Annotated in this window: 21 protein-coding genes; 7 read left to right on the top strand and 14 right to left on the bottom strand. The window is 36.3% G+C overall.

The window, feature by feature from the left end:
• The first annotated feature begins 185 nt into the window (after positions 1-185).
• Both BUB45_RS05430 and BUB45_RS05425 read left to right on the top strand, forming a co-directional pair.
• On the top strand, positions 186-707 hold the full coding sequence (locus tag BUB45_RS05430) for a tryptophan transporter (protein ID WP_073006086.1): 522 nt from the start codon (positions 186-188) through the stop codon (positions 705-707).
• A gap of 495 nt (positions 708-1,202) precedes the next feature.
• Entirely contained in the window at positions 1,203-1,562 is a 360-nt protein-coding gene (locus BUB45_RS05425; protein ID WP_073006085.1) for a YtxH domain-containing protein, read from the top strand.
• 224 nt (positions 1,563-1,786) lie between these two features.
• Here BUB45_RS05425 and BUB45_RS05420 read toward each other — a convergent pair whose 3' ends face one another.
• The 4 genes from BUB45_RS05420 to BUB45_RS05405 form a co-directional block, all read right to left on the bottom strand.
• Positions 1,787-2,659 carry a glycine betaine ABC transporter substrate-binding protein gene (locus tag BUB45_RS05420; protein ID WP_073006217.1) on the bottom strand — a complete coding sequence of 291 codons (873 nt, stop codon included), beginning with the start codon at positions 2,657-2,659 and terminating at the stop codon, positions 1,787-1,789.
• 171 nt (positions 2,660-2,830) lie between these two features.
• Positions 2,831-3,730, bottom strand: a complete 900-nt coding sequence (locus BUB45_RS05415) for a glycine betaine ABC transporter substrate-binding protein (protein ID WP_073006083.1) — start codon at positions 3,728-3,730, stop codon at positions 2,831-2,833.
• A 68-nt stretch (positions 3,731-3,798) separates the two neighbouring features.
• Complete coding sequence (locus BUB45_RS05410) at positions 3,799-4,656, bottom strand: ABC transporter permease (RefSeq protein WP_073006080.1); 858 nt, start codon at positions 4,654-4,656, stop codon at positions 3,799-3,801.
• The gene (locus BUB45_RS05405) at positions 4,649-5,848 is read right to left on the bottom strand and encodes a quaternary amine ABC transporter ATP-binding protein (RefSeq protein ID WP_073006079.1); all 1,200 of its coding nucleotides are present in this window, start codon (positions 5,846-5,848) and stop codon (positions 4,649-4,651) included. Before BUB45_RS05405 ends, BUB45_RS05410 begins: the two co-directional genes overlap by 8 nt.
• A 357-nt stretch (positions 5,849-6,205) precedes the next feature.
• Here BUB45_RS05405 and BUB45_RS05400 point away from each other — a divergent pair, with 357 nt between their 5' ends.
• Positions 6,206-6,691, top strand: coding sequence for a GbsR/MarR family transcriptional regulator (locus BUB45_RS05400; RefSeq protein WP_073006077.1), 486 nt, complete (start codon positions 6,206-6,208; stop codon positions 6,689-6,691).
• A gap of 100 nt (positions 6,692-6,791) precedes the next feature.
• On the opposite strand, the gene BUB45_RS05395 is transcribed toward BUB45_RS05400, so the two are convergent.
• Positions 6,792-7,127, bottom strand: a complete 336-nt coding sequence (locus BUB45_RS05395; RefSeq protein WP_073006075.1) for a DUF1878 family protein — start codon at positions 7,125-7,127, stop codon at positions 6,792-6,794.
• Between the two features lie 333 nt (positions 7,128-7,460).
• On the opposite strand from BUB45_RS05395, the gene BUB45_RS05390 reads away from it, so the two are divergent.
• Positions 7,461-8,012: a DUF3267 domain-containing protein gene (locus BUB45_RS05390; RefSeq protein ID WP_073006073.1), complete on the top strand. Its 552-nt coding sequence runs from the start codon at positions 7,461-7,463 to the stop codon at positions 8,010-8,012.
• An 895-nt stretch (positions 8,013-8,907) separates the two neighbouring features.
• A complete protein-coding gene (locus tag BUB45_RS05380) occupies positions 8,908-9,798 on the top strand; it encodes a peptidylprolyl isomerase (protein ID WP_073006069.1) in 891 nt (296 codons plus the stop codon).
• A gap of 49 nt (positions 9,799-9,847) precedes the next feature.
• On the opposite strand, the gene BUB45_RS05375 is transcribed toward BUB45_RS05380, so the two are convergent.
• Complete coding sequence (locus BUB45_RS05375; protein ID WP_084723544.1) at positions 9,848-10,045, bottom strand: sporulation YhaL family protein; 198 nt, start codon at positions 10,043-10,045, stop codon at positions 9,848-9,850.
• A gap of 278 nt (positions 10,046-10,323) precedes the next feature.
• Between BUB45_RS05375 and BUB45_RS05370 the strand changes: the two genes are divergently transcribed.
• A complete protein-coding gene (locus BUB45_RS05370) occupies positions 10,324-11,544 on the top strand; it encodes an HD domain-containing protein (RefSeq protein ID WP_073006067.1) in 1,221 nt (406 codons plus the stop codon).
• Between the two features lie 285 nt (positions 11,545-11,829).
• On the opposite strand, the gene BUB45_RS05365 is transcribed toward BUB45_RS05370, so the two are convergent.
• The 7 genes from BUB45_RS05365 to BUB45_RS05335 form a co-directional block, all read right to left on the bottom strand.
• A complete protein-coding gene (locus BUB45_RS05365) occupies positions 11,830-12,375 on the bottom strand; it encodes a GbsR/MarR family transcriptional regulator (protein ID WP_240458772.1) in 546 nt (181 codons plus the stop codon).
• Positions 12,376-12,434: 59 nt separating this feature from the next.
• The gene (locus tag BUB45_RS05360) at positions 12,435-15,395 is read right to left on the bottom strand and encodes an ATP-binding protein (protein WP_073006065.1); all 2,961 of its coding nucleotides are present in this window, start codon (positions 15,393-15,395) and stop codon (positions 12,435-12,437) included.
• Positions 15,396-15,404: 9 nt separating this feature from the next.
• Positions 15,405-16,628, bottom strand: a complete 1,224-nt coding sequence (locus BUB45_RS05355) for a metallophosphoesterase family protein (protein ID WP_073006064.1) — start codon at positions 16,626-16,628, stop codon at positions 15,405-15,407.
• A 273-nt stretch (positions 16,629-16,901) separates the two neighbouring features.
• Positions 16,902-18,152: an ABC transporter permease gene (locus BUB45_RS05350; RefSeq protein WP_073006062.1), complete on the bottom strand. Its 1,251-nt coding sequence runs from the start codon at positions 18,150-18,152 to the stop codon at positions 16,902-16,904.
• Positions 18,145-19,041: an ABC transporter ATP-binding protein gene (locus BUB45_RS05345; RefSeq protein WP_073006060.1), complete on the bottom strand. Its 897-nt coding sequence runs from the start codon at positions 19,039-19,041 to the stop codon at positions 18,145-18,147. The genes BUB45_RS05350 and BUB45_RS05345 overlap by 8 nt, the downstream gene beginning before the upstream one ends.
• Before the next feature lie 339 nt (positions 19,042-19,380).
• Positions 19,381-19,704: a hypothetical protein gene (locus tag BUB45_RS05340; RefSeq protein ID WP_073006059.1), complete on the bottom strand. Its 324-nt coding sequence runs from the start codon at positions 19,702-19,704 to the stop codon at positions 19,381-19,383.
• A complete protein-coding gene (locus BUB45_RS05335) occupies positions 19,694-19,903 on the bottom strand; it encodes a helix-turn-helix transcriptional regulator (RefSeq protein ID WP_073006058.1) in 210 nt (69 codons plus the stop codon). The genes BUB45_RS05340 and BUB45_RS05335 overlap by 11 nt, the downstream gene beginning before the upstream one ends.
• 296 nt (positions 19,904-20,199) lie before the next feature.
• Between BUB45_RS05335 and BUB45_RS05330 the strand changes: the two genes are divergently transcribed.
• Positions 20,200-20,385: a YhzD family protein gene (locus BUB45_RS05330; RefSeq protein WP_073006056.1), complete on the top strand. Its 186-nt coding sequence runs from the start codon at positions 20,200-20,202 to the stop codon at positions 20,383-20,385.
• Positions 20,386-20,477: 92 nt separating this feature from the next.
• Here the strand turns inward: BUB45_RS05330 and BUB45_RS05325 are convergent, their stop codons facing one another.
• Positions 20,478-21,251, bottom strand: a complete 774-nt coding sequence (locus BUB45_RS05325; RefSeq protein ID WP_073006054.1) for an enoyl-CoA hydratase-related protein — start codon at positions 21,249-21,251, stop codon at positions 20,478-20,480.
• Between the last annotated feature and the right edge of the window lie 624 nt (positions 21,252-21,875).

Here is a 21,875-nt window from a genome sequence, read left to right as displayed (position 1 = left end):
ACTTCCACCATATTTATTATCCTTCCATACTAAGGATTGCATTTTAATAAGGAAATAAGTGTTTTTTACAGCTTTTTATTTTATAAATTCTTTGTTATAATAAACGTAAGTTCTTGCAATTGGCAAAGAGTTGTACAATTGAGGAATGATAGTTTGAGAAAAGTTGAGTAGAGGAGAGTTTACAAATGAATATTCGAATTTTAATGATTTTATCGCTACTGATAGGGATTGGCGCTGTGTTGCATGCTATTGTACCACCAGTTATTTTTGGAGTGAAGCCAGATATGTTGCTTTCTATGATGTTTTTAGGAATTTTATTATTTCCTAAACTGAAATACGTCATTATTCTTTCCATTGCTACTGGAGCTATATCTGCTTTAACAACAAGTGCACCCGGCGGTCAAATAGCTAACATGATTGATAAACCTATTACTGCTATTATTTTCCTTAGTTTATTCTTCGTTATCTCCAAAACATTGCGCCCGCTTTCACAAGCAGTTATTTTAACTGCAATTGGGACAATGATCTCAGGTGCGATATTTTTAAGCGTTGCACTCTTTTTAATTGGAATTATGGAGGGTTCATTCATAGCGATGTTTAGCATAGCCGTATTGCCAGCAGCATTTTTAAACTCTATTCTTATTGCTGTTGTTTATCCAATTGTACAAAGGATTTTAAAAAGAACACCGCAATTAATGATGACATGAATTAAAATCCTCTGGCATACTGGATTGTCCAGGGGATTTTTTAAAAAAGATAAAAAAGCATAAAATTTGGTGCTATGGCGTAACCAAATAACCGAATAGGCTCCGTCCGGCTCCAGCGCCCAGCAACTAGGCGACTTCACGAAATCGCCCTACGATAAGTCATCATCGGTTCGTTCCTCACCGTGATTCCTTTATCTCAGTTGATTCGTTCCACTCGCTACGTTGCTAACCGGGCGCTTGCGCCTTTGTTTTCAAAACATACGAAGTTTAACGATATTTGTTCGTAGAAAACGAAACCTATTGCCAAACTTTTACGATGACGTCCACCACTTTTGTTGTACGATAAACCTTTAAAAAAACTTGGCTTATACTAAAGACACTTAAAATTTCATATTTTCCTCTAGTATAAAAAATTATATTTTATACTTTTCTACAGTACAAAATATACGAAAGTCCCTTTTAACTCTTAAACAAATAGAAAGGAGCGATAAATGAATGACAAATGCGAAATCACTATGGTTAGGAATTGCAGTCGGTGGTGCTGTAAGTGCAACTGTTACGCTGCTAAGTGCACCAGCTTCTGGAAAACAACTTCGGGTGAAAATGAAGGAAAAAGGTATGGAGTGGAAAGATATGCTTTTACATTTAAAACAGGATGGTGTTCGATTAAAGAATCAAATTAAAGAAACTTCACAGGAAGGCGCCATATTAATTAAAGAACTCACGCAAGATATGAAAAAATCGGTATCGGAATGGAAAACAACTGTAGAGCCTCATCAAGAGAATATTCATCAATATTTGGCGCAAATTGAATCCAGCCTAAATGACCTTGAAAATAAAATAAAAAAACAATAAACGTTAGGATATTTGGTGGGAAGCTTTCTCAAAAGGGAAAGCTTTTTATATGTATATGCAAAGTGGTGAAATTTCCAGCATGGGCTTTAAATAAAAATACATTTTTTTCCATAAAGTTTGTTTACTAACCAAGTTTTTCTTATATTCCCTTGTCTAGACTGGAGTACATCCTTGTTTCATAAAAACAGAACGAGCATTTCATAGCTCATTCTGTTTCTAGAAATCTATTTAGCTTGTATATCTTCAATAGAATCTATATCCATATAATCAGGTACAACTAAACCAATCTTTGCCCCTTCTAAATTTGCTCCTAAATCCTCAAAATCATCTTCAAACTTCTCATAAAAATCTTTATGAGTTGCTGGCATCCAAGCAGCTAATGTAGCATCTCCGTCCCCATTAGCAACTGCTTCAAACATGACGGCGACATCTACAGGAGTAATTGTCACTTCAAACCCTTTTTGACGCATGACTTCAGCGACAACATTCGCCGAAGCTCGTTCCGAATCCCAAGGTGTAGAAACAAGTTCGAATTCAACACCATCCACATCTTCTACCCCTTCTGTCCACGCTTCTACTTTATCCGGATTAGCCTTAACCCACTGTTTTGCTACTTCAGCAACTTCTTTCCCGCTTTCAGAAGCTTCATACATAATTCCTTCCATATCTTCTACAGACCATTCAAATTGGTCAATTAGCTTATAAGCATTCGGTTTATCTTTTTCCAGCCCTTTTCTTGCTAGTGATTTAATAACCTCTACGTCACCATAAATACCTTTTGGATCTTCCAAGTATTTCAGATTATCGAATTTTGCAAATTTCCAATGTGGATTCCACCCGGTCACAATAATTGGGCTTTCACTTGCAATTGCTTCTTCTAATTCCGTTACCATGGCTGCCGTGGAAGACTGTTCAAGCTCCCAACCTGACAAACTATCATATTCTTCTATCGCCTTCTCTGTTGCTACTGTAATCCCTGCCCCGGGCTCAATCCCCGTGATCGTATAATCTATTTCTTCGCCATAATTCGTCTCACCTGAATCCCCTTCTGCATTGCCTTCTTCTTTCTCCTCAGAACCGCAAGCCGCTAGTAGCATCACGGCAATAATTGAACTAAATAATAACAGTTTACTCCAGCCATTTGCTTTCTGCACTAAACCCTCTCCTTATTCCTTATACTAATTTTTATTAGAAAGCTGATACAGGATAGTATCAGCTTCACATATATATTTCTTTGTGGCTGTTATTTAAACAAAATACATTTCAACTTACTCTACACCTTTTAGCCATTCATCCACTTTATCTTGATTTTCTTCTATCCAATTTGCAGCAGCTTCTGTAGGCTTAGCGCCATCTGAAATCTCAAGCATAACAGCTTCCATATCTTCAGCCGTCCAGCTGAATTGATCTAAAATCTGGTACGCATTTGGCATATCTTCTTCCAATCCTTCACGCACCATCGTTTCAATGGTTTCAGCCTCTCCAAATGAACCTTTTGGATCTTCTAAATATTTCAAGTCATATTTTGCAAATTTCCAATGCGGCGTCCAACCTGTTACTACAATTTCCTCTTCATTTTCAATCGCAGACCCTAACTCCGTTGCCATTGCACCACTTGAAGAGGTCTGTACAGTCCAATTACTTAAGTTCTCATAGTCCTCAACCGCTTTTTCTGAAGCAGCTACAACACCTGCCCCCGGCTCAATACCAGTAATAGTTTGATCAGCTTGTTTATCTAAATCCTCAATACTAGTGACATCCATATATTCTGGTACAACTAAGCCAATCTTTGCACCTTCCAAATTTACGCCTAGTTCTACTACTTGGTCGCCATATTGCTCATATTGACTTTGATGTGTACCAGGAAGCCATGCTGCTACCATACCGTCTGCCTCTCCATTGGCTACCGCTTCCCACATAACGGCATTATCTAGTGGGGTTAACGTAACATCAAAGCCTTGATCTTCCAATACTTTTCCAATTACATGCGTAGAAGCTACTTCAGAATCCCACTCTACATAGACTAATTCTATTTCTTTACTTTCACCTTCGCCAGATGTTCCTTCTTTTGAATCAGATGATTCATCATCTGACCCACATCCAGCTGCAAATAAAGTTAATGAAAGCCCAGTAACTAAGCCAAGGCGTTTCCAATTAAATTTTAACATAATCTAATACTCCCCTTTTTCTTCATAGTTATATGGAAACTTTTCTTTAAGAAAAGGTACCAATGAGCTTATTTTTCTTTTCGATTATTCATACTTTGCGTGAAACGATCCATAATGATCGCTAAAATCACTATACCAATTCCTGCAACAAATCCAGCTCCCGCTTCTGCACGCTGTAATGCTGAAAGAACGTCTCTACCTAAACCAGGTGCTCCGATCATAGATGCAATGACAACCATAGATAAGGCTAACATGACCGTTTGGTTAATTCCTGCCATAATGGTTGATTTCGCCATCGGAAGTTCGACTTTAAACAACTTTTGAGCACCTGTGCTTCCGAAAGCTTCTGAAGCTTCTACTAACTCAGCAGAAACTTGACGAATTCCTAAATTTGTAAAGCGAACAGTAGGTGGGGTAGCAAAAATTAAGGAAGCGAACACACCCGGTACCATTCCGATACCAAAGAACGCTACTGCCGGAATCAAATAGACAAAGGCCGGCATGGTTTGCATAAAATCGAGAATTGGTGTAATAATTGCGGTTGCAATATTACTTTTAGACATGAGAATACCGATAGGAACACCAATAATGACGGATAAAATACTCGCCAACAATACGAGTGTAAATGTGTTAATTAGCTGATCCCATAACCCTTGGTTGTAGATCAACCACAGACCAACAATGGAAAATGCAGCAAGCCCAACTTTCTTTCCTGATATAAAGAACGCTATAATTGCTACAACAAGAATAATAATAAGTGGCGGGACACCCATCAAGGCTTCAGAAGTAACATCCATAAATTTCTCAAACTGTTCTTTCACAGGATCAAATAGAAAGGAAAATGATTCTGTAATCCAATCTGTAGCGTTATCAGTCCATTTAGCTAATGGCATATTTGGTACAGCGTCTAAGACATTATTAAACATGTAAATTCACCTCATTCTCACTGGATAAAGCGGCAATTACTGCCCCTCTAACGATCACGCCTGCTAACTTTTCATTGTCTACAACTGCAACTGGAATAGGTGAATTATAAATTAAATCAAAAATATCATGCATCGGTGTTTCTTTTTCTACAGTTGGAATATCATTTTTCAATATTTCTTTTAAATCCTTGATCCCTGATTTTCTTGCTTCAGATGCATTATCTGCTGTGATATACCCCTTAAGATTTCTTTTACTATCTACCACAAAAATACTTGACAACCCTTCTTCACGCATTCGTTCCAGCGCCACTCTTGGTCCATGCCTATCTAAATTAACAGTTTCCGGTCGCTTCATGATATGTTGTGCTGTTAACACTTTCGAACGATCCACATCCTCGACAAATTTTTCTACATAATCATTCTCTGGATTAACTAAAATCTCTTCTGGTGTACCAATTTGGACAATCGATCCGTCTTTCATAAGTGCAATTCGATCACCAATACGTAATGCTTCGTCTAAATCATGCGTAATAAAGATGATCGTTTTTTGCATTTTATTTTGTAAGTCCATTAATTCATCTTGCATTTCTTTACGAATTAGCGGATCTAAAGCAGAAAAAGCTTCATCCATTAACAGCACTTCCGGGTCATTCGCTAACGCACGTGCGAGGCCGACACGTTGTTGCATACCTCCTGATAACTGGTTTGGTTTTTGATGCATATAACCTCCTAAACCTACCAATTCTAATGCTTCTTTTGCTTTGCTTTGCCGTTTTTCTTTATCCACCTTTTGAATTTCTAAACCGTATTCAGCATTTTGTAAAATGGTACGATGAGGAAATAAACCAAAGTTTTGAAAAACCATGCTTAGCTTTTGTCTACGAACATTACGTAGCGCTTGCTTATCCATTGCTACTAAATCCTCACCATCGATCAAAATCGTACCTTCTGTCGGTTCAATGAGTCGGTTCAACATTCGAACTAAAGTAGATTTCCCGCTACCAGATAACCCCATAATTACAAACACTTCACCTTGCTCTACCGAAAAAGAAGCTCGATTGACTCCAACTGTATTACCAGTCTCTTTCAATATTTCTTCTTTCGATAAACCCTGATCCAATAACTTAATGGATTGCTTCGGATTCTTTCCAAATATTTTAGATACATTCTTTGCCTCTATTACTATCGGCACACTTTTCACCTCGTTATTTAGTTTGCGCAAATGATCATGCAATCGTACTACTACTTTTTGATCATTGCGACTACATACCAAGCCCCTTGAAAAACTAGCATGAAGTTTTCATAGTTTTTCAACAGTTCGGAACATGTCATTTACTTACTTTACAACTATAACTATTTTGTATTTACAACACAAACTTTAAATTCTTTAAGTTTTGTACATATTTTTTATACAGTTAAAACTGAACAAAAAATATGTACGTTATTCTTTATATAACTTCAATATGCTTTAAATTACTACCCAATGACAAAGTTTTAATCGTTTGCTATTTAGTGTAACCTTTATATATCAAGGTTTTAGGAGGATTTTATGAATAAACCTCAAACAGAGAATATAAACAATAAAATTTTACTTGAATTTACAAAGACTATCGAAATGTTTGGACTAACACCATTAGAGTCAAGACTATTTACATATTTATATTTAGCTGACAAACCGATGACACTAGATGATATGGCGGAGGCCCTAGGAAAAAGTAAAACGGCGATGAGTACAAGTATTCGAACGCTCGCAGACCAAAATTTAGTCACACGCGTTTGGAAGAAAGGCGTGCGTAAAAGTCTTTATAGAGCGCATACACAATTATTTAAAGCATTTATGATTTCTTATTTGAACAAGTGGGTAGAAGCGGTGAATCAACAAAAAAGCGCATTTATAGAATTGGAGCAAATGATGAAAGAAATAAAGAGGAATCATACTAATTTAAAATTAAAAGCTACGGAAGAACGTCTTCAAGAGATAATTCAGTTTCACCAGAAAATGGAAGATGTATTTCGTGAGGTAAAAAAGGATTAGCAAAATGACAATAAAGCTGTAAAGCAGGCAGTGGAATTCATTATTTTACCGTAAAATAAGATTGCCAGCTTCTCAGAAGAAAACACATGTATGTTGTATGCTAATCCCCTAAATTTTCCATGATTTTTAAAAACTCATTCATTAAAGAAGGATAATATCCTTCTTTTTTTAGTGCATAAATAGTTTGATGAGGTGCTAATTTTTCAGTTAGCATACCAGCAAAATGGATCAATAAGGAAGAAAAATCTAATAATCCTGCTTCTTTTTGTTTTTTTAATTGGTTTTCTAGCAGATCAAGTAAGTGAATTAAGCGATTGTATTCATCTTCTGTTACACCTTGTTCTATAATTAGCTTTGTAAACGGGTGTGTTTCCTTATCAATAATTTTGGAAAGTAAATGCAAGTGAAAAGCAAACGTTTCTGCCTCATTTTTCATAGGTATTCCCTCGTTTCTCCTTTCCAGCCTATTTTTCTATTATAGCATAAGTAGGAGCACACCCGTATGGTAAAAGGCGTTTCATCTGATGTTCGCAAATAAAAAGATTTCACCATAATATTCGCCGATAAGCTATGTTTTTCTAAAGCTCCTGACATTCAGGGGGAAGAAAGAACCCCCAACTAATTGTAGATTCAATTACTGTTCTATGAGGTAAATGTAAACATTTTTTAACAAGTAAAAAATTTGCTTCAAACCTATTGCTTTTTGCAGCCATTTTTACTATGATTCTTGAAGGATAAGTAACATTTTATAGGAATTGGAGGGATCCACATGAATTGTTGGAAATCCATCAACCTTGCAAAAGACTTTGGTCGTAATCGATTATTTCTTATGTCAAGCTTAATTACGTTGTTCTCTTTTATTCTTTTATATGTAGTAATAACTATGGCACAAGGTTCAACAGCAGAAGTCAGTGAGATCGGAATTTTACCTTTCTTCTTATTTCTCATGCTTCTACCAATGATTCATTCGTCCATGCACATACTTCCTTTAATTCTAATGAATAAACGTATGAAAATCGTCTTTAAATTTAAAAATAGATGCTTTCCTGTGTTCTATTATTATACAAAATATCACTTAACCAAAAAAGCGTATTTACTTGCAACTATAGCACCAACCGCTTTATTAACTATTCCAGGAGTTGTTGCCAGTTATTACTTTCACTCCTATTCGGTGTACATTTTATTACTTACATCCGTAAATATCGGCATTGCTTTCATTGATTTACTATATATTTGTCAGCTCTGGAAAGCGCCCAAATGTTCACTCATAGAGAATAATGAAGACGGCAATGGCTTAGATATACTAATTCAAGGTTCATAACCTAAAGAAGTGCTTACGCTTTATCCAAACAGCTAACTAAAAAATTTCAACCCGCAAATTATATACTCCCTATAATGTGAACAAAGGCTCGGGGGGCCCGTTTAGCAACATAGCGAGTGTAGCGAATTAACGAATGTTTTAGGAATCACGCTCCGGCGCCCTAAGGCAAACCCGTCTTTAGTAGGCCTTCCTATTGAGGCACGAACCGATGATAACTTATCGTAAGGTGATTCGTGAAATCGCCTAGTTGCTTGGCGATGAAGCCGGCCCCATAGCATCAAACTTTTATACTTTCTTATCTCTTAAAAAAGCCGAACAATACCAATTTTATTGTTCGGCTTTTACTATATCGCATTTGTTTATCCCCTACGTTCTGAGAATAGTAGGATTGTTTCATGCTTAGATGGTACGGCAACATGATGTTCTAATCGGATAAAGAAACCAATTAACCCCTATTCAGATGATTAAACTTTTGATACAGTAAAGAATATGATATTTTAAAATGACAAGGAGATTAACAGCCCTTCGTCGTTCCTTTTTAGAGCCAATAAGTATAATCTGTTCTTTAAATATAGGGGGGGGTACCATGAATATCATTTTTCTCATTTATGGATTTATAATATTTCTTATTTTTAATTCTTTAACGCATAAATTGTGTATTAAAATGGAAATGGAAGCACTAAAACAAGGCAAGATGTTCCGAGTCATTAATCTAATGATTACAATTCTTCTAGTCAGTTCCTACTTGCGATTGATGAACGCAATGGTATAACCAAACTATTGACGAAAATTTTTTGTTGTTATTTTAGAAATGAACTGTATTTTTAACTTCATTTTATGTTATATTAATTGCTAGGGGAGAATTATTGTACAAGCAGATTAGGAGTGTTTGAGTATGAAGAAAATAGCAATTGCTGCTACGTTAACTGCTAGTGTATTAGCACTAGGCGCGTGTAGTTCTGGAGATGACGAAGCTGTCGTTGAAACTGGAGCTGGAAATATAACGAAAGATGAGTTTTATGAAGTACTAAAGGATCGCCATGGCGAAGAAGTTTTACAGGAATTGGTGACTGTAGAAGTACTTAACGATAAGTACGATGTTTCTGACGATCAAGTTGATAAAGAAATTAAAAAAATGAAAGACCAACTTGGTGAGCAATATGATATGGCTATTGAACAGCAATTCGGTAGTGAAGATGAATTGCGTAACATGATAAAAATTAGCTTATTGCAGGAAGAAGCGATCGCTGAAGATGTAGACATTAAAGAGGAAGAATTGAAACAGCTTTACGACCGTAAAAACAAAGAAATAAAAGCACAGCATATTTTAGTAGAAGACGAAAAGACTGCTAAGGAAGTTAAGAAGAAGTTAGACGATGGCAAAAAATTTAGTGACTTAGCAAAAGAATATTCTACAGATGGTAGTGCTGAAAAAGGTGGCGACCTAGGTTACTTCTCTGCGGGACAAATGGTGCCAGAATTTGAAGATGCTGCCTATAGTATGAAAAAGGATGAAGTTAGTGATCCAGTCAAAACACAACATGGTTTCCATATTATTAAAGTAAATGATATTCGCGATAAAGAAGAACAACTTGGAAAATATGAAGATGTAAAAGAAGACTTACGTCGTGAGCTATTAACAAAGAAAATGGATCCTACTAAAATGCAGGAAAAAATTGATAAGCTAATTAAAGACGCAGACGTTAAAGTGAAAATTGATAAATACAAAGATTTGTTTAAACAAGACAAGAATAAAGAATCTGAAGATACAGAAGCAAAAGGTTAATATTCAATGTAAAACAGAGGCTAGGCCATTCGTTGGCACTAGCCTCTGTTTATTCATCAGTTGCTTGTTTCCCCCTTTCTTTCAACTCCCTCCCCTTTCTAACACGCTCCATGTATACTTCCCCTTCTTGCTCAATGAAATGCTGTTCCATTCTTCTTTCAGCAACCATTCCCCGAAAAGCCATATATCCGCTAACAAAAATGAGTAAAATCATAGCAAACACCCACCAAGGTACACCGAGTATCATATTATCTCCTCCTACTTGTCTCTTGTACAAGTATATGTTTTCTAAGGGAAAAAATAACCTTCGATATGAAATATCACTTTTCCTTATAAAGGATAGTATCTATGCTCGTTCAGAACAAGGATGCAACAAACAAATAGGAATTTTTCAAACGAAGTTAAGAGCCTTTTTTTCACTCTAGGAAATTTTTAAATTTTTAAGGTTTATAGCAAATTATTTTCGATAAAACATGATTTAAGATACACTTAATTAAGCTTAGTAAAATGGAGTGATGATACATAATGACATTATCTTATTTTTACAATTTTGTTCCTATCACCTTTAACTGCAATGAAGCAGAACGAAAAGAAATTCTTAACCAATTCCCAACGCCCGTTTTACCTGATTCTACGGAGTTTTTTAACATAGCAGATGAATCCCCTGGTAACCATGTGAAAGTTCGAGTACTTCTTAATGAATTTCATGTACAAAAAACAAAAACAAACAAGCAGTATCTTAAAATGCTGTTCAGCAATAATGCTGGTACGATAAATACAAAAATGTGGGATAATCAAGGTGCTGTAGAGAAGTATCAACCTATTTTAGAGAAATACGCTGTTTTTGACATTGAAGGAATAGTCGATGATTTTCGCGGACATAAGTCTTTAACAATTCATCAATTAACTCCTTGCACAGAAGAGATAGACCCGTTCTCATTATTAGCTTATACCCAACAAAATATAGACGATTTAACTATTGAACTATTTTCCTATCTAAATGAATTAGCACTACCATATAAAGACATCGCATTAGGGGCAATGCGTCAATTTTGGGATCAGTTTAGAATTAGACCTGCCGCAAAAGGGTACCACCATAATTATTTAGGTGGCCTATTAAAGCATACGGTTGGCCTAATGAGATTTGCTAGATATATAATTAAAATGGAAGAAAATCATTATAAAGCTGTCATGAAGCTAATTAGTGTAGTAGAAAAAGCTTATAAAAATGAATTATGGTCGCAATTTCAAACAAGTGAAAATCAACAACTTATCTGGAAAGGTACCATAGATCACCTCTACGATATGTTGCAAGGTATGATGGTCTATAAGGAACAAGAACCTAACTATGATGTAATCATGACGAGCATTCTATTTCACGATATTGGTAAGTTATTAGAGTACGACCATGCTGGAAAAACATTTGAAGCATTTAAATTTCTCTTCCCTACAGCTGTCCATTCTGATTTAGAAAATAGAAAGCAAGCGGGAATTACAATGGATGAATTAGGAGTAATGGTTGGTCATATTCCCTATGGCGTATTGATCCTTACAAAGATAATCGAAGCAGAAGGCATAGAATTATCTTTAGGAGCTATTCATCAAATGTCACATTGCATCCTCTGCCATCACGGGCTACCAGAGTGGGGAGCCTGTGTTCGAAAACCGCAATCTATTGAGGGGTATATTATTCATATTGTGGATTTTTTAGACAGCCGATATGAAAATGCTGAAGAGATAAAGTAATTCTTCATTCTCTATTTGTTCCTTTCAAGAGAAACCTAGGCTTGCCATTCATGCTTTATGGAGAAGACTGTTTTTTAAGTACACAGTAAAAAACAGCTTAGGAAAACTTGGCTTTTCGCCAATTCTTATAGCGGAAAACGCGCCGCCGTTTTACTTATACTATAAACCCTATAAAAACCTGATACTTTCCTATAGTGTAAAAAATCCTTGCTATAAATGATAAGCAAGGATTTTTTACATCATTGGTAAGGAGACACCGGATATTTGTTTTACCTTAAAAGATGATTAATGTTTTGGTATATAGTTAAATATTTCACCTGATTCAATCACTTGGATAAATTTCATTAACCATTCATAGTAATTTTTAGCATACTGTAACCGTTCTATATCCGCCTGAATCTTTGCTTTTAATTGTTCATCTTCTGTTTCTTTTGCTATCTGTTGAAGTTCCGCCATTGCTTCTTCCGCTTCTTCAATATTTGTTTCCGTATGGTGACGCCAACGATTGCCAAACAAAGAAGTAAAAGATTTATACCAATCTTCTTCTGATTGATAAAGGTCTTTCCGAATACCACGTTTAAAAGTGGATTCCACCATTTTCATCTCTGACAGCGTCCTCACACCTGTCGACATGCTTGTTTTACTCATTTCAAGTGCATCACGCATATCGTCTAAAGTCATTGGCTTATTAGAAAAATATAATACACCATATAATCTGCCCACTGAAGATGTAAGGCCATAAAGGTTCATATTTTTGGCAATGACTTGAATGAATTTTTCAATTGTTTCATCATATTTTTCCCAGTCTTTGTATTCATTTTTCTCTGGCACTGGATGTCCCTCCACATGCATTATAATCATATAATCTGCAAATAGTTTATCATTTATTGTCAATGAATGCGAATAGAATTTAACATTTGAACAAAACTTCTTTTTTTCGCTACTTCAACAAGGCCTTGCTTACACGTGAAAACGATCACTTGTTGCTCTTGTGCAATGCGTTCAAGTAGCATTGCGACACGCTTTGTACGTAACGAATCAAAATGTACAAATGCATCATCAAGAATAAACGGTAAAGCATGTTCTTCACTCATACTTACACTAACCGCTAAACGTAATGCAACATATAATTGATCCATCGTACCTTGAGATAACTCTTTCACATTTAAACGTGTACCATCCTCTTTTTCTACCGTAAAAAATCGCCCTACAGTCGGTGGGTAAACACAGCGATACTTCTCTACGGTTAATTCGCGAAAATAGACTGAGGTTTTTTCCATCACCTTACTTATATACTTACTCTGATAAGATCGCTTCGCCTGTAATAGCATTTCTTTTGCTACTTTTAATGTCGCCCAATGTCTAGCTTGTTGATGTAATGCTTCCTGCTCCATTTCTTTTTGATGAATCAATGTAGAAAAATCTTCTTTGTTCTCCAATATATCTACTTCCGTATGAACCTTTGCTAATTTTTGCTGTTGTTCGTCTAAATGCGTCTCTAATTCTGTAATGATTTGATGCACTTTTTCCCCTTCCTGTTCCAAGTCAAAAACAGATGGGGTATTAGATAGCAATGCTTGCCACTTTTCTTTAGGAAACAAGGAATCAAGTTGCGCTACTAATTCTTCCTCTTGTTGCTTGAGTGATTGCAATCGTTGCTTCTGCTTTCCTTTCTCGTAATACGCTTCTTCATTTTCTACCAGAGCTGCTTTTAATAAGTGATTCATTTCCAATTCTAAAGGCTTCATTTGTTCGTATACCTGTTGCAATGCCCATTCATTTTCCGCTAACTGATTCTCATAATACGATCGTTGGTTCAGATGTGCTTCATTTTGTGTCAAGGCATCTTCTACATATTGAAATTGCGTTTGCACAGTCTGATCCAACCATTCCCCATTTATACGTTCGATAAACGCGCTTAGTTTCGTATGAATTGTCTGCATCTGTTGTGCTTGTTCATTGTAAATGGTTTCATCTTCTTCCATTCGTTTGTGAATAAACTGTAACTGTTTTAAACTATGAAAGACATCTACCCAATATTGGGGGGCAAGTTGTGCTAAAAATGGATAAATACGTTGCTCAGCAAGAATACGTTCATCCATGCGCCTCATTTGCTCCGATAAAAGTAGTTGTTGTTCTTCTTGTTGTAACGCTTTTACATCGACCGATTTCAATTGTTCGTCCATTGTATCACGCTTTGTGCGAAACTGTAATTCTTGAGCCACAGATTGTTCTAGACGTTCTCTCTCGTCATCTGTTATAGAATAACGCAGCTCACTTGTCGACGCTGTAAACCATCTGTCCATCTCTTTTATCGACTGTGTCCGCATCTTCCATTGAAAAAAAGCTAAAATCACTACAAACGGAACCACAAATAGAAGCATGTTATAATTCGTAACACTACCCGCAAATGCTAAAACGAATGCAACAATGATCCCGCTAAGCAAGAATGATCGTGCTTGCTTTTGTTTTCGCTGCTTTTCTTGCTGCCAATTAACTGCGTTTCTTTTTTGTTGATCCATGGATAAGGAAGGATCAGACGTTTGTGCTTGTTGTAGTTGTGCTTTCCATTGCTTTAATTGATGTTCTTTAGCCATCCGTTCTTGAATAGCTTGTTTCTCTTCCATCAGTTTCTGCCGCTGCTTTGCCAATTGTTGTTTTTCTAGCTGTAGTTGCATTTGTTTTGCATCTAATTGGTCTAAATCCTCTTTTATTTTCTTCCAATTCTTTTCCGTAAAGATAGACAACTCTAGTTTACTTACCTCTTCACGATTTATCGGTAATTGGAGGTCGCTACAAATGGTCTGAAACTGTTGTTGCTGTTTTTGTATTGATTGCGACAAATTATCTGTTTGATCCCGGAAATGTTCATATCGTCCCATTTCTTCCAACACGTTTTTTCCATCATGATTTAAATCCACTGGTAACAATGTTTCGTCTAATAATTTTATTTCATTATGGTAACGCGATTGGTTTGCTTCTAAAACAGCTTGTTTACTCTTTAAAGGCAAGAGCTTCTCTTTTACCTGCTCCCAGCGCTCTATTCCCGCTTCAGGAAAACAAATTTTCTCTGGCATCTGCTTCAATTGCTTATAGATAGATTGAAAAGCTTGAATAGTTGGCAAGGCATGTCTTTGTTTTTCTATAAAAAATCGTTCTTCATATTGATCACTAATACTTTGTTTTATATCCTTTAACGATTGCTCTAATTCCTTTATATGCTTTTGTTTTTCTTGGTACGTTAATTCTATCCGTTTCCAATCGATGGCCTTTGTTTGAATTTCTTGAAGCTTGGTTAATTGTTGATTGATACTTGGGTTCTTTCCAGAAGGTTTAAATAACGCTCCTAGTTGCTGATCCAATCGTTTTTCTACTGTATATAAATTTTTCACCCCTGTTAACCCAATTCCAAGGATAACCTCTCCTAGGTCATCCGCCTGCATGTCGGATATGCCCATTAAATCTTTAGCAGAAAAAGAATAAATAGACTGATAAGTTGCTAACGTCATTCCTTTCAGCTTATCTTGAAGCCAAACTTCTCCTTTTTCATCCCCATCTGCTGTATAAATAACCGCTTCGCTATGCCTACCTTTGTATAAACGTTCAATTATACACATATCCCCATGAAGAGAAACATGCAATCTACCTCCAAATTGTCCGCTTGTCTTCGGGCGATATAATTCACATTGTTTAGGTGGTAAGCCAAATAACATAAATAGAATAAATGTATGCAAAGTAGACTTGCCTGATTCATTTTCTCCGTAAATATAATGGACTGGACCATTAGAAAAATTAAAGGTCTCATTCACCCATTTTCCAAACCCAAAAATGGTTGCTCGTTGAATAATCACATTTCTCCCTCATTCCTTTAACAGTTCATGAACAAGAAGTTGTTTTGCCGCTGTTTTTATCGCTTGTTGTTCTTCCTCTGTTAACGGCGGCAAAAACTTGCGTGCTAGCTTTTGCTTATAAAGGTCTGTTAACAACGGTTGCACTGGCTGTTTTTCAGCTTCACGGAGCATTTCTCCAATGAAGTGGTTGCCATCATATAATGTTTCATCAATATTTGTTTGCCCGTAAATTGTAAAGTGAAAAATGTACGACCAAGGATGAAATTGCTGAAGTGTTTCATTGACTACATCGATCACATCTTCTACGTGTCCATCGCGTTCCCATTCATAGATATGCTCATTCTTACTTTCTAGTTGTACATCGATTAACTGTGGTGTTACAGCTGTCATCTCTTTTAGTGTTGCTAATAGCACGCTCTCCATATCAAAAACAGTGTCACACGCTGTAATGTCTACGGATACATGTTTAATTTGAATAGCTTGTAGTGGCAAAAATTCCAGCTGTGGTTCATTTTTTGTAAGGCGAACATAATAACAGCCTTTTTCTCCTGTTTCTTTACGATGTCGACCTTGAATATTTCCCGGATATATAATTGGAGGTGTCTGTTTTACGATTTGTCGTTGATGAATATGTCCTAGTGCCCAATAATCCATATCTATTTCTGTAAGATCCGATATTTTAAAAGGTGCATACGTATCGTGCTCTGTATTACTTTGCACACTTCCGTGTAACATAGCAATATGAAAGGTTACAGCTGGATTCTTTATCTCATATTCGCCCACTTTATTATCTAACACGGCTCGTTTTTCGTAACTAAAACCGTAAATTTCTGCAACGGGTTCGCCGTTTTTGACATATGTATACGAAGATACCGTTTCATTTGAAAATTCAATCACATTATTAGGATAAGGAACAAAACGAGGATTCCCCTCCACATGATCATGGTTACCATAAGATAAAAACACGGTAATATTATATTGTTGGAGCGTTTCAAAAGCCCGTTTTAGTCGAATTTGCGCTTGCAAGCTTTGTTGCTCATTGTCAAACAAATCTCCTACAAGTAATATAAAGTCTACTTGGTATCGAATCGCCTTATGAACCAAATGTTCCAAAGCTGTAAATGTACTTTTCCGTACTTCTTGAAAGATAGCTTCAGGTGCAGAAGCTAACCCCTTAAATGGGCTGTCTAAATGTAAATCAGCCGCATGAATAAACGTGATTTCTTCTAACACATTTCCACCTCCAGTTCGTTTACTATTTTAGCAAATTCATTATCAGAATGCACGTTCGTCCATTTGTTAGAATCATTGTCGCTCCCATTTCTAAAGGAATTCCTAAATCGTTCGAAAAAAAAGCTAAGAAAGCGTTGGCATGGTTGACTACTTCTCAACAAATTCTCTTTAAAAATATTTGCGAAAACCCCCTATTCTTTATTCTTCCTTTTACTGGAAAAAAGCTCTGCCTTAAAGCAGAGCTTCGACACTTACTGTATTATTTTCAATAAGTTATTTTTCTTTTTTTGATAATGCTAGTGCTTTTTTTAAATCTTTTAGTGAACTAGATCGACCATACAGGAGAACTCCTCCACGGTACACTTTAGCTCCTAGAATCGCTAAAATAATAATGGTTCCAACTAAAAGACCGATAGATAAGGCAATTTCCCAAACAGGAATATCTAACATACCGACTCGGAGAAACATTATCATCGGTGTAAAAAATGGAATGAACGACGTGATTTTAATAAACCCGGCATCTGGTGTAGAAAGACCACTTATTGCGATGATAAATGCGATAACAATTAAAAATGTCATCGGCATAATGATTTGTTGCGCATCTTCAATTCGACTAACTAACGAACCTAACATGGCTGCAAGTGTCGCATAGAGAAGATAACCTAAGAGAAAAAATACGATCGCATAAATATAAATCGACGCAGAAGAAGAACCAATCCCAAACTGCGCAAATAGCTCTTTAGTTGCTTCATCTTTGGCAGTAATAAGCGCATAACCAGCACCTAAAAACAGTACTATTTGTGTTAATCCGACTAACGCTACACCAATAATTTTAGCAAACATATGTGTCACAGGCGATGCACTGGAAATAAGAATTTCCATTACTCGAGATGACTTTTCCGTTGCTACATCTGTGGCAATCATATTGCCATACACAATAACAGTCATGTATAACAAAAATAACATGATGTATACAATGCCACGAGCTTGATTCAGTTCTTCTTCCGTTTTAGCTGATTCATCTAAAGCAATGGTATCAAACACTACTGGTTCATTAATCATAGCTAGTGTCGCTGGATCAACACCAGCTTGCTCTGTAGCATACATTGTTTTCAGCTGCTGTAGCTGTTGCTCTAACGTTGTTTGTAAACTTGACTCGGAAATACTATTCGCGTAATAAGTTGCTTTTGGCAGTTGCTTTTCATTTTTACTCAAAAGGATAAGAGCTGCATATTCTTCTTCCTCTACCGCTTGTTTTGCTTTTTCTTCTGTGTCCTCATAAAGCGTAAGTTCTATATCTTCATTGGTTTGTTCCACATTTTCGGCAAGTGGCTTAAAAAGTTCATCTGTCTCATCAATAACAGCAATTTGATCTTTTTCCCCATCAGAAAAAACATCAATAATCGTTTTTATATTCGTTAAAGCAAATATAAAGACGAGTGTAATGAGTGTTGTAATGATAAATGATTTCGATTTCACTCTAGTCGTATACGTATGCCCTAAAATAATCCAAAACTTATTCATAGGAAGCACCTACTTTCGCAATAAAAATATCATTGAGAGACGGCTCTTCCAACTCAAATTTTCTTACAAATCCCTTGCCTTGTATAGCAGTGAAAATTCCTTGAGACACTGCTTCATTTTCAATTTGCAACTCGCACCCTTCCATAACGGATTTATATTTCGTAACACCAGGAAAATTGCTAAGAAAATCAACGGAAAAGTCAGCATAAACACTTAAGTTTTTCTTACCAAAGGAACGTTTTATCTCCCGTAATGACCCTTGAACGACTTGCTTGCCTTTATGTAATATGCATAAATGCTCACAAAGCTCTTCCACATGCTCCATGCGATGAGAAGAAAAAACAATCGATGTCCCTTGTTCTTTTAAATCCACTACCGCTTCTTTTAGCATTTCCACATTTACTGGATCCAGTCCGGAAAAAGGTTCATCTAAAATTAATAGTTTTGGTTTATGGATAACCGCAGAAATAAACTGGATTTTTTGTTGATTGCCTTTGGATAATTCCTCAACTTTCTTATTTAGATATTCTGGAACTTGAAATCGATCAAGCCAAGATTTTAACTCTTTAATTGCTTCTGTCTTTCCCATTCCTCGAAGCCTTGCTAAATAAGTAAGTTGATCTTTCACAGTTAACTTCGGATAAAGTCCCCTCTCCTCAGGAAGATAGCCAATTAAATGACTCTTTTCATAATTAACTGCCTTTCCCTCCCATGATATGTCTCCAGATGTTTTGTCTAATAATCCTAAAATCATACGAAATGTTGTTGTTTTCCCAGCACCATTTCCGCCCAAAAACCCATACATTTCTCTTTCAGGTATTTCCAACGACAGCTGGTCAACAGCAGTATGAGTCCCAAATTTCTTTGTTACTTCTTTTAGTTGTAACATATTTCGTCTCCTCTCTAACTATATTTAGGCGTTAATATACGCCTTTATTAATAACAGTTTATTTGTTTTCCGAATCGAAATTGTATACGTGCTTGAACCCGTCGCTTCCCCCCCAAGGCATGACTTGTCTGCCAAAAAAAGTTCGGGGTCTCATCCTTTTCCCACAGGAGTCTCTCACATGAAGTTCCAAACGATTGATTACCTGCTCCTACTATTACTGGATATGTCAATTCCTTTGACATTTCTAAGATGTACCTAAATATTGATCTTAGGATCATGTGAGACAATTCTTTCATTCATCTAATAGCATATACGTAAAATAACGGCAAAAGATTCATATCATTCTACTTTTGATCTAAAATAAACGGAAGCAACCATAAAAGATCCACAATGTAATTGGAAAACAATAGACATTACAATGAGATGCAGATAATAATAATTAAACAGCATCATAACAATATATGCGAAAAAAAGGACAAAAAAAGTAATATTCCAAGACTTCGCTTTTGCTTGGTTCATTATTTCTTTATGTCGTTCATCAAATAAACGTTTCTTTTTACCAATAGTTCGGGTGATAAAATAAACAATCGGAAGTAAGAGCAAATTTCCTACAAGAAATATCCAAATGACAATAGGTTTTTCGAGATAAATGTCACTTAACATTCTCATCCCCCTCAAAAATAAAAATATCTTCTATTGTACAGTTAAATGTCTGTGCCAATTTATGAGCCAGTATGAGCGACGGTTTATATTTCCCTTTTTCTAAGGATATGATCGTTTGTCTTGATACTTCCAACTTTTGTGATAATTCCTCTTGTGTCATATCGAACTGAGTACGTTTTTCACGAATAAGTGTTTTCACTTCTCTCAACCTCTTTAGTAAAGTAAGCTTTACGCACAGCTTCCTTTACATTTATTATGCTGTCAATAGAGACAGATTAGAAAAACTCGATTATCCCCAATACCTTTCCCATCGTTTTAAACTTTCTATGGATAAAATAGAAAGAAGGAGTTTCCTTTTCTTTGTCGAATTAACACTATAAAGTCAAAACACATTTTCAATATATATCCAAAGACTTAGGTGAACACTGTAATTAAAATAGAACAGCCTAGATGCGAACTTTAATACTTTAAAACGCAATAAAGGAGAAAGATACTATGCCAAATTATACATTGACTGTGTTTGATCCATCTGGTGAAAAATTGCTAGATGAAACATTTACAGCTACAAATGATGAAGAAGCGAAAAAAATAGGTACAGCTAAATTAGAAAAGGAAGGTTATTCCGAACATACACACCGTTGTGTTACACCAGATGCTAAACTTCTTTTGTTTCATCGTTGACGTATAGAATACTAAAAACGTAACGTCTATACGAAAATCTTTAAAGCTACACGAATAAACCGACCTTTTAACAGTCGGTTTATTCACTTCACCTAAATCCCTCGAAATTCGGGCTTTCGTTTATTTAAGAAAGCTTGTACACCCTCTTCGTGATCTTGTGTTTGTCGTAACTTCCACTGCGCCTCTTTTTCCGCTTCTAAAAAATCAAGAAGCGTTTCTTTTTGGCGTGAATGGTACATCATCTTTGTTTCCACCATAGATAGTATAGGTGTCTGTTTTAATTTATTTGCCAATTGAATGGCATATGGCATCACGCGCTCTGGCGCTAATTCATCGACCAATCCAAGCTTTTTAGCGCTGCTAGCATCTACTTGTTGTAAACTCCAAATAAATTGTTTTGCCCGTTGCGCTCCAATTCGCTCCTTTAACAGAAAATGCCCCCCTCCATCTGGAGCTAAACCAATGCCAATAAACAACATACCAAGCTTTGCTTCTTGCTGTGCTACAACAAAGTCCGCAGTCAATGCATAACTCAGCCCTAGACCTACAGCTGATCCTTGAATAGCGCTGATTACTATTTTTGGCATCATATATAACTTCAACGTAATTTCACCAATTAAATCCATAATGGATGCAAAATCGTTATAGTCTGCTAATTGATTCATCATGGAAATATCTCCACCTGAGCAAAATGCATTGCCTTCACCAGAAAGAATCACAACTTTATCGTCATTTGCCTCCACTTTTTCAATCGTCGTTAATAACTCATCTAACATCTCTAAATGAATCGCATTGTAACGTTCCGGACGATTCAAATGAACATACGAAATTCCTTCCTTACTTTCATAAATAACGGTCGTTCCCATTTCTACTCCCCCTTTGTTTGAACTACATAATAAACTTCATTACTTCCTTTTATTCGGTAAAGTTTTTCATATTCCTGCTTTATTGTTTAGAAAACTTAGCTTCATGCCAGAGCTTTATGGGGAAAATAGTATTTTTTCTTAAACTAAATGAACAAAGGCGCAAGCGCCCGTTCAGCAACATAGCGACTGGAACGAATCAACTGAGATAAAGGAATCACGGTGAGGAACGAACCGATGATGACTTAGCGTAGGTCCATTTCATGAAGTCGCCTCGTTGCTGGGCGCTGGAGCCAGACGTGGCTAAATAACTTAGTAAGTTTATCCACAGCTGCTAAATTTTATAATTTCCTAGACAAGAACAAAGGCGCAAGCGCCCGTTCAGCAACGTAGCGACTGGAACGAATCAACTGAGATAAAGGAATCACGGTGAGGAACGAACCGATGATGACTTAGCGTAGGTCCATTTCATGAAGTCGCCTCGTTGCTGGGCGCTGGAGCCAGACGTGACTAAATAACTTAGTAAGTTTATCTACAGCTGCCCCAGACCATAAAAAAACTGCAGAAATAACTGCAGTTTTTTCAGTGTATAGTAAATCACAAACTGAAGTGCTTGTGTATAACAAA

The organism is Virgibacillus chiguensis (assembly GCF_900129865.1).
In the GTDB taxonomy this organism is placed as follows: domain Bacteria; phylum Bacillota; class Bacilli; order Bacillales; family Amphibacillaceae; genus Virgibacillus; species Virgibacillus chiguensis.
The sequence above is the reverse complement of the archived record's forward strand: the minus strand, read 5'-3'. Positions and strand labels throughout refer to the sequence as shown.

Coding starts and splice junctions, on each gene's coding strand:
- BUB45_RS05430 (WP_073006086.1), top strand. CDS start 186: ATGAATATTCGAATTTTAATGATTTTATCGCTACTGATAGGGATTGGC.
- BUB45_RS05425 (WP_073006085.1), top strand. CDS start 1,203: ATGACAAATGCGAAATCACTATGGTTAGGAATTGCAGTCGGTGGTGCT.
- BUB45_RS05370 (WP_073006067.1), top strand. CDS start 10,324: ATGACATTATCTTATTTTTACAATTTTGTTCCTATCACCTTTAACTGC.
- BUB45_RS05390 (WP_073006073.1), top strand. CDS start 7,461: ATGAATTGTTGGAAATCCATCAACCTTGCAAAAGACTTTGGTCGTAAT.
- BUB45_RS05345 (WP_073006060.1), bottom strand. CDS start 19,041: ATGTTACAACTAAAAGAAGTAACAAAGAAATTTGGGACTCATACTGCT.
- BUB45_RS05330 (WP_073006056.1), top strand. CDS start 20,200: ATGCCAAATTATACATTGACTGTGTTTGATCCATCTGGTGAAAAATTG.
- BUB45_RS05375 (WP_084723544.1), bottom strand. CDS start 10,045: ATGATACTCGGTGTACCTTGGTGGGTGTTTGCTATGATTTTACTCATT.
- BUB45_RS05325 (WP_073006054.1), bottom strand. CDS start 21,251: ATGGGAACGACCGTTATTTATGAAAGTAAGGAAGGAATTTCGTATGTT.
- BUB45_RS05380 (WP_073006069.1), top strand. CDS start 8,908: ATGAAGAAAATAGCAATTGCTGCTACGTTAACTGCTAGTGTATTAGCA.
- BUB45_RS05400 (WP_073006077.1), top strand. CDS start 6,206: ATGAATAAACCTCAAACAGAGAATATAAACAATAAAATTTTACTTGAA.
- BUB45_RS05410 (WP_073006080.1), bottom strand. CDS start 4,656: ATGTTTAATAATGTCTTAGACGCTGTACCAAATATGCCATTAGCTAAA.
- BUB45_RS05340 (WP_073006059.1), bottom strand. CDS start 19,704: ATGTTAAGTGACATTTATCTCGAAAAACCTATTGTCATTTGGATATTT.
- BUB45_RS05395 (WP_073006075.1), bottom strand. CDS start 7,127: ATGAAAAATGAGGCAGAAACGTTTGCTTTTCACTTGCATTTACTTTCC.
- BUB45_RS05415 (WP_073006083.1), bottom strand. CDS start 3,730: ATGTTAAAATTTAATTGGAAACGCCTTGGCTTAGTTACTGGGCTTTCA.
- BUB45_RS05420 (WP_073006217.1), bottom strand. CDS start 2,659: ATGCTACTAGCGGCTTGCGGTTCTGAGGAGAAAGAAGAAGGCAATGCA.
- BUB45_RS05350 (WP_073006062.1), bottom strand. CDS start 18,152: ATGAATAAGTTTTGGATTATTTTAGGGCATACGTATACGACTAGAGTG.